The sequence below is a fragment of the Pseudomonas sp. FSL W5-0203 genome (assembly GCF_001896155.1).
Taxonomy (GTDB): domain Bacteria; phylum Pseudomonadota; class Gammaproteobacteria; order Pseudomonadales; family Pseudomonadaceae; genus Aquipseudomonas; species Aquipseudomonas paracarnis.
This window is the reverse complement of record NZ_MPOR01000008.1, coordinates 81,705-95,364: the sequence shown is the minus strand read 5'-3', so window position 1 is coordinate 95,364 and position 13,660 is coordinate 81,705. Positions and strand designations below refer to the sequence as shown.

Annotated in this window: 13 protein-coding genes; 7 read left to right on the top strand and 6 right to left on the bottom strand. The window is 62.5% G+C overall.

From position 1 onward, the window contains the following. The first annotated feature begins 7 nt into the window (after positions 1 to 7). The 6 genes from BOP96_RS09965 (at position 8) to BOP96_RS09940 (ending at position 6,693) form a co-directional block, all read left to right on the top strand. Positions 8 to 949: a DMT family transporter gene (locus BOP96_RS09965; RefSeq protein WP_014719455.1), complete on the top strand. Its 942-nt coding sequence runs from the start codon at positions 8 to 10 to the stop codon at positions 947 to 949. Between the two features lie 77 nt (positions 950 to 1,026). After that, complete coding sequence (gene dnaX, locus BOP96_RS09960) at positions 1,027 to 3,108, top strand: DNA polymerase III subunit gamma/tau (protein ID WP_058410732.1); 2,082 nt, start codon at positions 1,027 to 1,029, stop codon at positions 3,106 to 3,108. A gap of 43 nt (positions 3,109 to 3,151) precedes the next feature. Beyond that, positions 3,152 to 3,490, top strand: a complete 339-nt coding sequence (locus BOP96_RS09955) for a YbaB/EbfC family nucleoid-associated protein (RefSeq protein WP_003193199.1) — start codon at positions 3,152 to 3,154, stop codon at positions 3,488 to 3,490. Between the two features lie 139 nt (positions 3,491 to 3,629). Next, positions 3,630 to 4,664, top strand: coding sequence for an NADP-dependent oxidoreductase (locus BOP96_RS09950; protein ID WP_003193196.1), 1,035 nt, complete (start codon positions 3,630 to 3,632; stop codon positions 4,662 to 4,664). A gap of 66 nt (positions 4,665 to 4,730) precedes the next feature. Further along, a complete protein-coding gene (recR, locus tag BOP96_RS09945; RefSeq protein ID WP_014719453.1) occupies positions 4,731 to 5,333 on the top strand; it encodes a recombination mediator RecR in 603 nt (200 codons plus the stop codon). A 211-nt stretch (positions 5,334 to 5,544) separates the two neighbouring features. Next, positions 5,545 to 6,693, top strand: a complete 1,149-nt coding sequence (locus BOP96_RS09940) for an acyl-CoA dehydrogenase family protein (protein WP_014719452.1) — start codon at positions 5,545 to 5,547, stop codon at positions 6,691 to 6,693. Between the two features lie 109 nt (positions 6,694 to 6,802). Here BOP96_RS09940 and BOP96_RS09935 read toward each other — a convergent pair whose 3' ends face one another. Continuing rightward, positions 6,803 to 7,351, bottom strand: coding sequence for an adenine phosphoribosyltransferase (locus BOP96_RS09935; protein WP_003193191.1), 549 nt, complete (start codon positions 7,349 to 7,351; stop codon positions 6,803 to 6,805). A gap of 76 nt (positions 7,352 to 7,427) precedes the next feature. Further along, positions 7,428 to 8,162, bottom strand: a complete 735-nt coding sequence (gene fnr, locus BOP96_RS09930; protein WP_005790290.1) for a fumarate/nitrate reduction transcriptional regulator Fnr — start codon at positions 8,160 to 8,162, stop codon at positions 7,428 to 7,430. 155 nt (positions 8,163 to 8,317) lie between these two features. On the opposite strand from fnr, the gene BOP96_RS09925 reads away from it, so the two are divergent. Then, the gene (locus BOP96_RS09925) at positions 8,318 to 8,779 is read left to right on the top strand and encodes a hypothetical protein (protein WP_014719451.1); all 462 of its coding nucleotides are present in this window, start codon (positions 8,318 to 8,320) and stop codon (positions 8,777 to 8,779) included. A 6-nt stretch (positions 8,780 to 8,785) separates the two neighbouring features. Here the strand turns inward: BOP96_RS09925 and hemN are convergent, their stop codons facing one another. The 4 genes from hemN to BOP96_RS09905 form a co-directional block, all read right to left on the bottom strand. Beyond that, positions 8,786 to 10,168 carry an oxygen-independent coproporphyrinogen III oxidase gene (gene hemN / locus BOP96_RS09920; RefSeq protein ID WP_073452579.1) on the bottom strand — a complete coding sequence of 461 codons (1,383 nt, stop codon included), beginning with the start codon at positions 10,166 to 10,168 and terminating at the stop codon, positions 8,786 to 8,788. A gap of 103 nt (positions 10,169 to 10,271) precedes the next feature. Next, complete coding sequence (locus BOP96_RS09915; RefSeq protein ID WP_014719449.1) at positions 10,272 to 10,955, bottom strand: sulfite exporter TauE/SafE family protein; 684 nt, start codon at positions 10,953 to 10,955, stop codon at positions 10,272 to 10,274. Then, complete coding sequence (gene ccoS, locus BOP96_RS09910) at positions 10,948 to 11,160, bottom strand: cbb3-type cytochrome oxidase assembly protein CcoS (protein WP_014719448.1); 213 nt, start codon at positions 11,158 to 11,160, stop codon at positions 10,948 to 10,950. Before ccoS ends, BOP96_RS09915 begins: the two co-directional genes overlap by 8 nt. A 22-nt stretch (positions 11,161 to 11,182) precedes the next feature. After that, a complete protein-coding gene (locus tag BOP96_RS09905; protein WP_073452577.1) occupies positions 11,183 to 13,633 on the bottom strand; it encodes a heavy metal translocating P-type ATPase in 2,451 nt (816 codons plus the stop codon). Positions 13,634 to 13,660 lie beyond the last annotated feature (27 nt).

Here is a 13,660-nt window from a genome sequence, read left to right as displayed (position 1 = left end):
GCTGTCGATGAATACTCCGTCACCTCTGAAGCTTACGCTAGTCAGTGCCAGCGTCATCCTCTGCTGGGCGTATTCGCCCATCGGCGTACACATGGGGTTGCACAGTTATAGCCCCGGCCAATTGGCGCTGCTGCGGTTTTTGATCGCGTCGGTATTCATGGGCGGCGTGGCCTGGGGGGTGGGAATTGGACGGCCACCATTGCGCGACCTGCCGTGGTTGTTGGTGCTGGGCTTTTTCGGGGTGTTCCTGCACCACACCAGTCTCAATCATGGGCAGCAATGGGTGACGGCGGCAGCGTCGAGTGTGTTGGCACAGTCGGCGCCGTTGTTCAGTGTGTTGATCGCGTTTTTCTGCCTGAAAGAGCAGGTCAGCGCCTGGCGCTGGGGTTGCGTGCTGTTGGGGTTGGCTGGCGTACTGGTGGTGATCTGGGGCGACCAGGGCATGGGCGATCTCAACCCACGGGGTTTGCTGATCTTGTTGGCGGCCTGCTCATGGAGTGTGTACTTCGCCATCCAGCGACATTACGCCCATCGCTACAGCCCGTTGACGATGGCGTGCTACATGGTGTGGTCCGGCACGCTGATGCTGTGCGTGAACCTGCCGGGACTGCCCGCCGCCATCGTGCAGGCACCGATGGGGGAGAATCTCGCCGTGCTGGTGCTGGGTATTTTTCCCAGTGCCTTGGCCTATCTGGCCTGGGGTTACGTGTTGAAGCACGTCGAGGTCAGTCGTGCGTCGGTGGCGATGTACCTGATTCCACCGGTTGCCATGCTGATGGCCGCCACGCTGCTTGGCGAACACGTCACCCTGCAGGTGATGCTGGGCGCAGTGGTCGTGCTGGCCAGCGTCGCCGCTATCAGTCTGGAAGGGCGTTGGCGCTCCAAGGTGCCAGCAAAACGTCCTCAGGTGCCCTCTGGGAGGCCAATCGAACAAGCTTCGTCAGATTAGACGAGCGTGCCGGATGCAATTTCCCCCTTGCTCCGCTAGCATTACCGGCTTCTGCTTCCCAGTTGCGACGGTTTTCGATGAGTTATCAGGTTCTTGCACGTAAATGGCGCCCGCGCTCGTTCCGCGAAATGGTCGGCCAGACCCATGTGCTCAAGGCTCTGATCAATGCCTTGGACAGCCAACGGCTGCACCATGCCTACCTGTTCACCGGTACGCGCGGGGTGGGCAAGACCACGATTGCGCGCATCATCGCCAAATGCCTGAATTGTGAAACCGGTATTACCTCGACGCCTTGTGGCACCTGTTCGGTGTGCCGTGAGATCGACGAAGGGCGTTTCGTCGACCTGATCGAGATCGACGCTGCGAGTCGTACCAAGGTCGAAGACACCCGCGAACTGCTGGACAACGTGCAGTACGCGCCGAGCCGTGGCCGCTTCAAGGTCTACCTGATCGACGAAGTGCACATGCTGTCCAGCCACTCCTTCAACGCCTTGTTGAAAACCCTGGAAGAGCCGCCGCCCTACGTCAAATTCATCCTGGCCACCACCGACCCGCAGAAACTTCCGGCAACGATTTTGTCGCGGTGCCTGCAGTTCTCCCTGAAAAACATGACCCCCGAGCGTGTGGTCGAGCATTTGACCCACGTGCTGGGCGTCGAGAACGTACCGTTCGAAGACGACGCGCTGTGGTTGCTGGGCCGTGCCGCCGATGGTTCGATGCGCGATGCAATGAGCCTCACCGACCAGGCCATCGCGTTTGGTGAAGGCAAGGTCATGGCCGCCGACGTGCGCGCCATGCTCGGTACCCTGGACCACGGCCAGGTGTTCGACGTGCTGCACGCGCTGATCGAGGGTGACGCCAAGGCGTTGCTCGAAGCGGTGCGCCACCTGTCGGAGCAAGGCCCGGATTGGAATGGCGTGCTTTCGGAAATCCTCAACGTATTGCACCGCGTCGCCATCGCCCAGGCCCTGCCGGAAGGCGTGGACAACGGTCATGGCGACCGTGATCGCGTATTGGCCCTGGCCCAGGCCTTGCCGGCCGAAGACGTGCAGTTCTACTACCAGATGGGCCTGATCGGTCGCCGCGACTTGCCCCTGGCACCCGACCCGCGGGGTGGCTTTGAAATGGTGCTGCTGCGCATGCTGGCGTTCCGGCCGGCAGATTCGGCAGACGCACCGAGACAGCCGCTAAAGCCAGTGGGGATCAGCCAGGCCACAGTTGATTCCGCCAAACCCGTGGCTGGGGCGGCCGTTGTCGCGCCAGTAGTTGCAGCGCCTGCGATTGCTGTGCCTGAGCCGGTTGCGCCGGCACCTGAGCCTGAACCTGCGCCGGTTGCCGTCGCACCGGTGGTCCAGCCCGAGCCGGTCATTGAGCCCGAGCCCGAACCCGTGGTCGACTTGCCCTGGAATGACCCGGTCGAAGCGCAAGTAGAGCCCGAGCAACAGCCCGCCGTGGAGCCCGTGCTGGAAACCACCGGCGAGCAACCCGAGCTGACGCCGATGCCTACGCCGACTCCGGACAGCGTGGTGCCGGATGCCCCTGAGTGGGTATCGGCGCCCGTTCCTGAACCGACGGTCGCCCAGGTCGACGCGGCCACGCCGGGCATTGACCTGGATGACGAACCGCCGCTGGACGAAGACTACATCGAGCCGGACATGGATTCGGCCTACAGCTACCTGGACGAACTGGCCAGCGAGCACACCGCGGAACCGGCGCCCGAGCCCGAGGCAGAACCTGCCGCGGCCCCGGCTACCGGTCTGGCCCTGCAATGGCTGGAATTGTTTCCGAAATTGCCGATCTCCGGCATGACCGGCAGTATCGCCGCCAACTGCACCCTGATTTCCATCGAAGGCGACCACTGGCTGCTGCACCTGGACCCGGCCCATAGCGCCTTGTTCAACGCCACCCAGCAGCGCCGGCTCAACGATGCGCTCAACCAGTACCATGGGCGCACGCTGACCATTGCCATCGAGCTGATCAAGCCCGAGCAGGAAACGCCGGCCCAGGCCGCGACCCGTCGGCGCCTTAACCGCCAGCGCGAGGCTGAGGATTCGATCCACGCAGATCCGCTTATCCAACAAATGATGCAACAGTTCGGTGCGGTCGTCCGCCACGATACTATTGAACCTGTCGAAGCCCCGGTGCCCCAAGCGTCATGACACCGGGCTATTCATTGATCCACGTACTTTTGAGGTGATTCCCATGATGAAAGGTGGCATGGCCGGCCTGATGAAGCAGGCGCAGCAGATGCAGGAAAAAATGGCCAAGATGCAGGAAGAGCTGGCCAACGCCGAAGTCACCGGTAAAGCCGGTGGCGATATGGTCAGCGTGGTGATGACCGGTCGTCACGACATCAAGCGTGTCAGCATCGACCCAAGCGTATTGCCGGGCGTGGGTGAAGATGACCTGGAAATGCTCGAAGCGCTGTTCGCCGCAGCCGTCAACGACGCTGTGCGCAAGATCGAAGCCAACAGCCAGGACAAAATGTCCGGCGTGACCGCTGGCATGCAACTGCCACCGGGCATGAAACTGCCGTTCTGATACACGCTTTAGCTAGACTCAAATGCCAGGCATCGTGCCTGGCATTTTTTTCGCCGGTCGAAACATCGAACCCCAAGCCTTCACCGATGGTCTGCACCCTATACCGTTGAAACCACTCACCGATAAAGGAGCCCCGCTGATGCCTCAAGAAATGACGCTCAACCAACGCATCGTTCTGGTCTCACGCCCTCAAGGCGCACCCACGCCGGAAAACTTTCGCCTGGAACGTGTCAGCCTGCCGGACCTGGCAGACGGCCAGGTGCTGCTCAAGACCCTGTACCTGTCTTTGGACCCCTACATGCGTGGACGCATGAGTGACGCGCCGTCCTACGCCGCACCCGTGGAAATCGGTGAAGTGATGACCGGTGGGGCTGTCAGCCGTGTCGAGCAATCGCGCAACCCGAAATTCGAAGTGGGCGACCTGGTGGTCGGCGCCACTGGCTGGCAAAGCCACTGCATTTGCGAAGGCCATAACCTGATCCCGCTGCCCAAGGGTCTGCCGAGTCCGTCGATGGCCCTGGGCGTACTGGGTATGCCGGGCATGACGGCCTATATGGGCCTGATGGATATCGGCCAGCCCAAGGCCGGGGAAACCCTGGTGGTGGCGGCTGCGTCGGGCGCGGTGGGGTCGGTGGTGGGCCAGGTGGCCAAGCTCAAGGGCTTGCGCGTGGTGGGCATCGCCGGTGGCGCGGACAAATGCCGCTATGTGGTGGATGAGTTGGGCTTTGACGCCTGTATCGACCACAAGAGCGAAGACTTTGCCCATGAACTGGCCCTGGCCTGCTTCAAAGGCGTGGACATCTACTTTGAAAACGTCGGCGGTAAAGTCTTCGATGCTGTGCTGCCTTTGCTCAACCCCAAGGCGCGCGTGCCGCTGTGCGGGTTGATCGCCGGCTATAACGCCCATGAAGCGCCCAGCGGCCCTGACCGTTTGCCGGCGCTGCAACGCACCTTGCTGACCAAGCGGGTGCGGATCCAGGGCTTTATTGTGTTCGACGACTATGGCGACCGCCAGCCGGAGTTCCTCAGCGCTATGGCGCCTTGGGTGCGCGAGGGCAAGATCAAGTTCCGCGAGGACGTGGTCGATGGCCTGGAGCAGGCGCCCGAAGCCTTTATCGGCCTGCTCGAAGGGCGCAACTTCGGCAAGTTGGTGGTGCGCGTCGCGCAGGATTGAGTATTTGACGCTAATCCGGGGCGCGGGTATAAACCGCGTCTCGTTGTTTTGTCGGACCCTTCGCCCATGAGCTTCAGCCCCCTGATTCGCCAACTGATCGACGCCTTGCGCACTTTGCCCGGCGTCGGCCAGAAAACTGCCCAGCGCATGGCGCTGCAACTGCTGGAGCGTGATCGCAGCGGCGGCACTCGCCTGGCCCAGGCCCTGAGCCAGGCCATGGAAGGTGTGGGCCATTGCCGCCAGTGCCGCACCCTTACCGAAGAAGAACTCTGCCCGCAATGCGCCGACCCGCGTCGCGACGACACGTTGCTGTGCGTGGTGGAAGGGCCGATGGATGTGTACGCCGTGGAGCAGACCGGTTACCGCGGGCGTTACTTCGTGCTCAAGGGCCACCTGTCGCCGCTCGATGGCCTGGGGCCGGAAGCCATCGGTATTCCACAACTGGTGGCGCGAATCGAAGAGCAGGGCACCTTTACTGAAGTGATCCTGGCGACCAACCCGACGGTGGAAGGTGAAGCCACGGCGCACTACATCGCTCAGTTGCTGACCAATAAAGGTTTGATTACTTCACGGATCGCCCATGGCGTACCGTTGGGTGGCGAGTTGGAATTGGTGGACGGCGGCACCCTGGCGCACTCGTTCGCAGGCCGCAAACCCATCGCGCTTTAAAACCTACTGCAGTCCCAATGTGGGAGCTGGCTTGTCGGGTCGCCGCATCGCTGCGATAGCATCACCACGGTGTACCTGAAAAACCGAGGCGTCTGCATCGCGGGCAAGCCCGGCTCCCACATTGGTTTTGTGTGACGGTAAAAAATGTATTCGGCTTGATAACCAAGCAAGCGCTTGGTAAGTTCGCTCCATCCCGCCATGGAGCTTGCCGATGTCTGCCTTTCAGGAATACTTCGATCCCAGCCACCAATTGGTCCGCGACAGCGTGCGCCGCTTCGTCGAACGCGAGATGTTGCCCGGCATCGAGCAATGGGAGGAAGCGGAAAGTTTTCCCCGCGAGCTTTACCTCAAGGCCGGTGCGGCGGGCGTTCTGGGCATCGGCTACCCCGAGGCGCTGGGTGGCAGCCACGAAGGCGATCTGTTCGCCAAGGTCGCCGCCAGCGAAGAGCTGATGCGCTGCGGCTCCGGTGGCGTGGTGGCCGGGCTCGGCTCCCTGGATATTGGCCTGCCGCCCATCGTCAAATGGGCCCGGCCCGACGTGCGTGAGCGCATAGCGCCTCTGGTGCTCGCCGGCGAGAAGATCATCGCCCTGGCGGTCACCGAGCCCAGCGGCGGCTCGGATGTAGCCAACCTGCAAACCCGCGCCGTACGTGAAGGCGAGCATTACCGCGTGAGCGGCGCCAAGACCTTTATCACCAGCGGCATTCGCGCTGATTTCTACACCGTGGCCGTGCGCACAGGTGGGCCGGGCTTTGGCGGTATCAGCCTGCTGCTGATCGAAAAAGGCATCCCGGGTTTCACCGTCGGCCAGCCGCTGAAGAAGATGGGCTGGTGGGCGTCGGACACCGCCGAGTTGTTCTTCGACGATTGCCGCGTGCCTGTGGGCAATCTCATCGGTGTCGAGAACATGGGCTTTGCCTGCATCATGGGCAACTTCCAGAGCGAGCGCCTGGCCTTGGCCCTCATGGCCAACATGACCGCGCAACTGGCCTTGGAGGAAAGCCTCCAGTGGGCCGCCCAGCGCGAAGCATTCGGCAAACCCATCGGCAAATTCCAGGTGCTCAAGCATCGCCTGGCGGAAATGGCTACCGCCGTGGAGGTTTCCCGCGAGTTCACCTATCGTCAGGCCGCGAAGATGGCCGCTGGCAAGAGTGTGATCAAAGAGATTTCCATGGCCAAGAACCTGGCCACCGATACCGCTGATCGGGTGACGTATGACGCGGTGCAAATATTGGGGGGGCAGGGGTATATGCGTGGCAGCCTGGTGGAACGGCTTTATCGCGATAACCGGATTCTGTCGATTGGTGGCGGGACGCGTGAAGTGATGAATGAAATCATCAGTAAACAGATGGGGTTGTAAACCAGGGTGTTCTTTCGGGCCTCATCGCGGGCAAGCCCAGCTCCCACAGGGGAATGCATTCCAAGGTGGGAGCCGGGCTTGCCCGCGATGACGGCAGTACTGACGACCCTTATCTCTCAGTCAGCCCAAATTGCGTCAGGCAAAACGTCGGAATCCCCATGTCTGCCAAGCGCTGCGAGCCACCCAGCTCTGGCAAATCAATAATCGCCGCAGCCTCAAAAATCTTTGCCCCCATGCGCCGCACCAGGTTCGCTGCAGCAATCAGGGTACCGCCGGTGGCGATCAGGTCATCGAACATCAGCACCGAATCGCCTTCGCACAGGCTGTCGGCGTGCACTTCCAGGAAGGCTTCGCCGTACTCGGTCTGGTAACCCTCGGCCAGCACGTCCGCCGGCAGCTTGCCTTGCTTGCGAAACAGGATGAGCGGCTTGTTGAGCTGGTAGGCGATGATCGAGCCGATCAGGAAGCCACGGGCATCCATCGCACCGATATGGGTGAAGTCGGCTTCGACATAGCGTTGGGCAAAGCTGTCGGCCACCAGGCGCAGGGCGCGGGGCGATTGGAACAGCGGCGTGATGTCACGGAAGATCACCCCAGGCTTGGGGAAGTCGATGACGGGGCGAATCAGGGATTTGATGTCGAACGAATCAAAAGTCATCGTCGAGGAGTCCAGAGCGGAAAACGGACTCGAAGTATACCTGCGGCCTCGCCGATTGGCGCGGCCGCAGCCTGGATCAGACCTCCAGGGAACCGCCAGCCAATGCACACAGCTGGATCGGGTCGAGGATATGCACCTCTTTGCCCTCGGCGGCGATCAACTGGTTCTGCTGGAAACGAGTAAACACGCGGGACACGGTCTCAACCGCCAGGCCCAGGTAATTACCGATCTCATTGCGCGACATGCTCAGGCGGAACTGGTTGGCCGAGAACCCACGGGCGCGAAAGCGCGCCGACAGGTTGACCAGGAAGGTGGCAATGCGCTCATCGGCGGTTTTCTTCGACAGCAGCAGCATCATTTGCTGGTCGTCACGAATCTCGCGGCTCATCACGCGCATCAATTGGCGGCGCAATTGCGGCAGTTGCAGGGCCAGTTCATCCAGGCGCTCGAATGGGATTTCGCACACCGAGGTGGTTTCCAGGGCCTGGGCCGACACCGGGTGAATCTCGGTGTCCATCCCCGACAGCCCGACCAACTCGCTTGGCAGGTGGAAACCGGTGATTTGCTCTTCGCCGCCGTCGCTGAGGCTGAAGGTCTTCAACGCGCCAGAGCGTACTGCATAGACGGAATCAAACTTGTCGCCCTGGCGAAACAGAAACTCGCCTTTTTTCAGCGGGCGGCCGCGTTTGACGATGTCGTCCAGCGCATCCATGTCTTCCAGATTCAATGAAAGTGGCAGGCAGAGGGGAGCCAGGCTGCAATCCTTGCAATGGGCCTGGCTGTGAGCGCGCAGTTTGACTGGCTCGGACATTTCTTAAATCCTTGTGGGAAAACACACATAAGACGTAAGGGTAACGCACTGGGGGGCACGGAGGCCAGCGTGTACAAAAAACCGACCGGTATATAAAGATTTGGCTAAAACCGCCGATAGTCCTGCTATCGACTACAAATACGGCGGCTCAGACCATGTTAGCCCTCACTGCTCAACTCGCTTCGCGCACTCAGATCCAGGCACTGCCCGAACCCAAGAAAGCTGCCGAACCGGATGTTGCCGCGATCCCGACGACCGACGAAGCCAAGCCTGCCGTTTCGGTGACCATCTCCGGCGCCGCGATGAAAGCTGCTGCGGCGGAAAAAGCCACAAACAGTGACATCGACGACAGCGGCCTGGCGGACAACGTCAAGAATCTGCTCAAGATGATTCGTGAGATCAAAAAGCAGATTGCCGAGAAACAAGCCGAGATGGCTGCGGTAATGGCCGACAGAAATCTCAGCCCAGAACAGGCCCGTGCCCGACTCTCCGGGCTGCAGTCAGCGTTGAGCGCACTGCAAGCCAGCTTGACCAGCGCCCAGGCGTCCCTGACCAAGGCGATGAAAGACATGAGTGCCGGTGATGCAGTCAAGGCCGCCAGCCTGGCCATGAAGTAAGTACGTCTAGATGACCCGCGAAAATCGTTGCCTGTTCTGGTGCTCCAGGTAGGCATCGAACACCATGCACACTGAACGCACCAGCAAGCGCCCGGCCGGGAGCACACGAATGCCGTGGGCGTCCAACGCGATCAGGCCGTCGGCGGCCATCGTTTCCAGCTGCGGCCATAACTCGGCAAAATAGCCGCGAAAATCGATGTTGTACGCCTGTTCGATCCCCTCGAATGCCAGGCTGAAATTGCAGATCAACTGCTGGATTACAGCCCGTCGCAACCGGTCGTCCGTAGTGCAGACCAGGCCGCGGCTGGTCGCCAATTGCGCACCCGCCAAGGCATTCTGGTACTGGTTCAGATCACTGCTGTTCTGGCAATACAGGTCGCCGATCTGACTGATCGCTGACACCCCCAGCCCAATCAAGTCGCAGTGCCCGTGGGTGGTGTAACCCTGGAAGTTGCGCTGCAGTTTGCCTTCTTCCTGGGCGACGGCCAATTCGTCGTCTGGCAGGGCAAAGTGGTCCATGCCGATGTAGCGGTAACCGGCCTGGGTCAGTTGTTCGATGGTGGTTTGCAGCATCAGCAGTTTTTCCGCTGGTGAGGGCAGCTCGTCAGTGTTGATCCGCCGTTGGGGCATGAAGCGTTCCGGCAGGTGCGCGTAGTTGAACACGGACAGGCGGTCAGGCTGTAAGCGGATGACTTCTTCCACGGTGCGCGCAAAGTTCAACGGTGACTGCTTGGGCAGGCCGTAGATCAGGTCGATATTGATCGAGCGAAATTGCAAGGTGCGCGCTGCATCGATCACGGCGCGGGTTTCTTCCAGGCTTTGCAGGCGGTTGACCGCCCGTTGCACCTCGGGGTCGAGGTCTTGCAGGCCGATGCTCACGCGGTTAAAGCCCAGTTCGCGTAGCAGGCCCATGGTGGCCCAGTCGGCTTCGCGCGGGTCGATTTCGATGCCGTAGTCGCCCGAATCGTCATCCAGCAAATTGAAATGCTGGCGCAGGCATTTCATCACCTGGCGCAGTTCATCGTGGCTGAGAAACGTGGGCGTACCGCCGCCCAAATGCAGTTGCTCCACGGGCTGCTGCGGGTCGAGGTGGCAGGCCACCAGTTGGATTTCCTGCTCCAGGCGCTGCAGGTAGGCCTGGGCGCGGCCACGGTCCTTGGTGATCACCTTGTTGCAGGCGCAGTAGTAACAAATGTTGGCGCAGAACGGCACATGCACATAAAGCGACAGTGGCCTTACGGCCTTGCGGCTGTCACGCAGGGCGTGGAGCAGGTCGAAAGTACCGACCTGGCTGTCAAATTGTACGGCGGTAGGGTAGGACGTGTAGCGCGGCCCCGCCAAGTCGTAGCGGTGAATCAGATCTGTGTCCCAACGAATGGCGTCGAGCATGCGGGCGGTCCCCCGGATTGGCTAGTGGGCCGAGTCTAGGGGGAGGGCGGTGCAGGCATCTTGATTTGCATCAACGGGGAGCGGCGCTATGCCACAGGGCCTGTTAATGCCCCATTAGCCAGTGCTGATGGGGGCCGGGCAAGGTCCAGAGGCCGAAGATCATCACCAGCACCCCACCGGTCACCCGCACGCTGCGCTTGCGCAATAACGCCGTCACCCGTTCGGCGGCCAGCCCGGTGGCCAGTAGCACCGGCCAGGTGCCCAGCCCGAACGCCAGCATCAGCAAGGCGCTGTCCAGTGCATTGCCCTGGCTCGCCGCCCATAGCAGGGTGCTGTAGACGAGCCCGCACGGCAACCAGCCCCACAGCGCGCCTAGCAGCAAGGCACGGGGCAGGCTGGACACCGGCAGCAAACGGTTGGCCACCGGCTGCAGATGCCGCCACAGGCCGCGTCCCAGGCTTTCGATACGGGTGAGGCCGCTCCACCAGCCGGCCAGGTACAGGCCCATGCAGATCAGCAGCAGCCCGGCAAGCACTCGCATGAACATCGCCGCCGGGCTGTTGGCCACCGCCCAACCGGCCAGGCCGATCAATAAACCGGCGGTGGCATAGCTGAGGATGCGCCCCAGGTTGTATGCCAGCAGCAGGCGAAAACGGCGGCTGCGCTGTTCCTTGGGGATCGCCAGGGTCAGCGCGCCCATCAGTCCGCCGCACATGCCCAGGCAATGGCCGCCGCCAAGCAGGCCTAGGATCAGCGCCGAGACCAGCAAGGGCGCCAGCTCAAGCATGGGGCGGCTCTTTGGGCGCTTGCTCAGGGTTGTTGGCTTCATCGATGGCGGCCAGGTGGTTCGGGTCCTGGTCGTCGAACAGCACGCTGTGGGCCGGGCCATCGAGGTCTTCGTACTGGCCGCTGTCCACGGCCCAGAAGAAGATGTAGATGGCCACGCCCACTAACAGCAGTGCCGCCGGAATCATTACATAGAGAGCTGGCATCTGTACTCCATGCCCACGCGGCTCAGGCCGGCAGCGAGCGGGTTACTGGGGCGGTGCCCGAGGCTTGCGCGCTCGGCAGGCGAGTGAGGCGCAACGCGTTGAGCACCACGGTCAACGAACTGAGGGACATGCCGATCGCCGCCCAGATCGGAGTGATCCAACCCAGGGCCGCAAACGGCAGCATAAGCCCATTGTACAACCCGGCCCACAACAGGTTCTCGATGATCACTCGGCGAGTGCGCCGCGCCAGGCTGAAGGCCTGCACCAGCGCATCCAGGCGGTTGGACAACAGCACCGCATCGGCGCTGGTTTTCGCCAGGTCCGTGGCCGAGCCCATCGCCACGCTGATATCAGCGGCGGCCAGCACCGGCACATCATTGACTCCATCGCCCAGCATCAGCACTTTGCGACCTTCTTTGTGCAGGTTTTGCAGTACCTTCAGCTTGTCGTCAGGGCGCAGGCTGCCGTGGGCTTCGTCGATACCCAGCTCAGAGGCGACACTGGCCACCATCGGCGAACTGTCGCCGGAGAGCAACAGCGTGCGCCAGCCCCGCGCCTTGCATGCGGCCAGCAAGGCGGGTGCGTCGCTGCGCAGGCGGTCATCCAGTACGAACCAGGCCAGCGCCCCGCTGCGGTCGCCCAGCAGCAGCCATTGCCCGGCTTCGTCCGGTGAGGCGGGAATCGCACAGCCACTGAGTTCACAGACAAAACCCGGCTGGCCGATGCGCAACAAACGTTCGCCCACACGACCTTCCAGGCCCAGGCCTGGGGTGCTCAGCACTTCATCGGCGGCCAGCGGCGCACGGCCGAAGGCACGGGCAATCGGGTGTTCGGAACGGTTCTCCAGGGCGGCGGCCAGGCCCAGGCATTGGTCGCCGTCCAGCGCACTCAAGGGCCGAATGGCGCGCAACGCCAGGCGCCCTTCGGTGAGGGTGCCGGTCTTGTCGAAAATCACCGTATCAACCTGGTTCAGGCCCTCAAGCACATGGCCGCGGGTCAGCAGCAACCCGAGACTGTGCAAGGTGCCGGTGGCGGCGGTGAGCGCGGTGGGCGTGGCCAGGGACAGAGCGCACGGACAGGTCGCCACCAGCATCGCCAGCACAATCCAGAACGCCCGCGACGGGTCCAGCTCCCACCACAGCAGGCCGATCAGCGCGGCGGCGATCAGCGAGCACAACAAGAACCACTGCGCAGCGCGGTCGGCAATCTGTGCCAGGCGCGGCTTCTCGGCCTGGGCGCGCTCCAGTAGGCGCACGATGGCGGACAAGCGCGTGTCATGCCCCAGGGCGCGCACCTGAACGGTCAGCGCGCCTTCGACATTCAGCGTGCCGGCCGTGACGTTGTCGCCCGTGCGCCGAGGTTGCGGCAGGTACTCGCCGGTCAGCAGGGATTCATCGATGCTGGATTGGCCGTCGAGAATCACGCCATCCGCCGGCAGTACGGAGCCGGGGTGTACCAGCACGCGATCACCCAGCGCCAATTCGCTAAGCAGGATGCGCTCGCTCTGGCCATCGTCCTTGAGGCGCAGGCAGGAGGCGGGCAACAGGTTGACCAGTTGGGCGGTGGCTGCGGCGGTGCGTTCCCGGGCGCGGCGCTCAAGGTAGCGCCCGGCCAGCAGGAACAGAGCAAACATGCCCACGGCATCGAAATACAATTCGCCTACGCCAGTGACCGCGGTCCAGATGCCGGCCAGGTACGCGCCGCCAATCGCCAGGGACACCGAGACGTCCATGGTCAGGTGGCGGGTGCGCAAGTCACGCAGGGCGCCTTTGAAGAACGGTGCGCAGCTGTAGAACACGATGGGCGTTGTCAGAAACATCGCAACCCAGCGCAGGATGACGTGCAATTCCGGGCTCAGGTCGATATTGAATTCCGGCCAAGTGGCCATGGTTGCCATCATGGCCTGGAACCACAGCAAGCCGGCGACTCCCAGTTGTCGCAGGGCCAGTCGATTCTCGCTGGCCAATTGTTCGGCTGCGCGGTCGGCCTGGTAAGGGTGGGCGGCGTAACCGATATGGCGCAGCTCGCTGAGCAGTTGGCTCAACGGCAATTGCCCATCGGCCCAGCGCACGTGCAGGCGGTGGTTGGACAGGTTCAGTCGCGCTTCGGCCACGGCAGGCAGGCTGCGCAGGTGTTTCTCGATCAACCAGCCGCAGGCGGCGCAACTGATGCCTTCCATCAGCAGGGTGGTTTCGGCCAGGTCGCCCTGATGGCGTACAAAGGGTTTTTGCACATCGGCGCGGTCGTACAGCGCCAGCTCGTCCACCAACTGCACGGGCAGCGCCTCGGGGTTGGCCGAGGCTTCGCTGCGGTGTTGGTAATAGCTTTCCAGCCCGCCGGCCACTATCGCCTCGGCCACGGCCTGGCAGCCCGGGCAGCAGAGTTCACGGCGTTCGCCGAGGATCTGGGCGGTGAACCGACTGCCGGAGGGGACGGGTAGGGCGCAGTGGTAGCAGGGGGTGGGTTGGGTCATTGCTCAGTTCCGTAGATCGTTCCCACG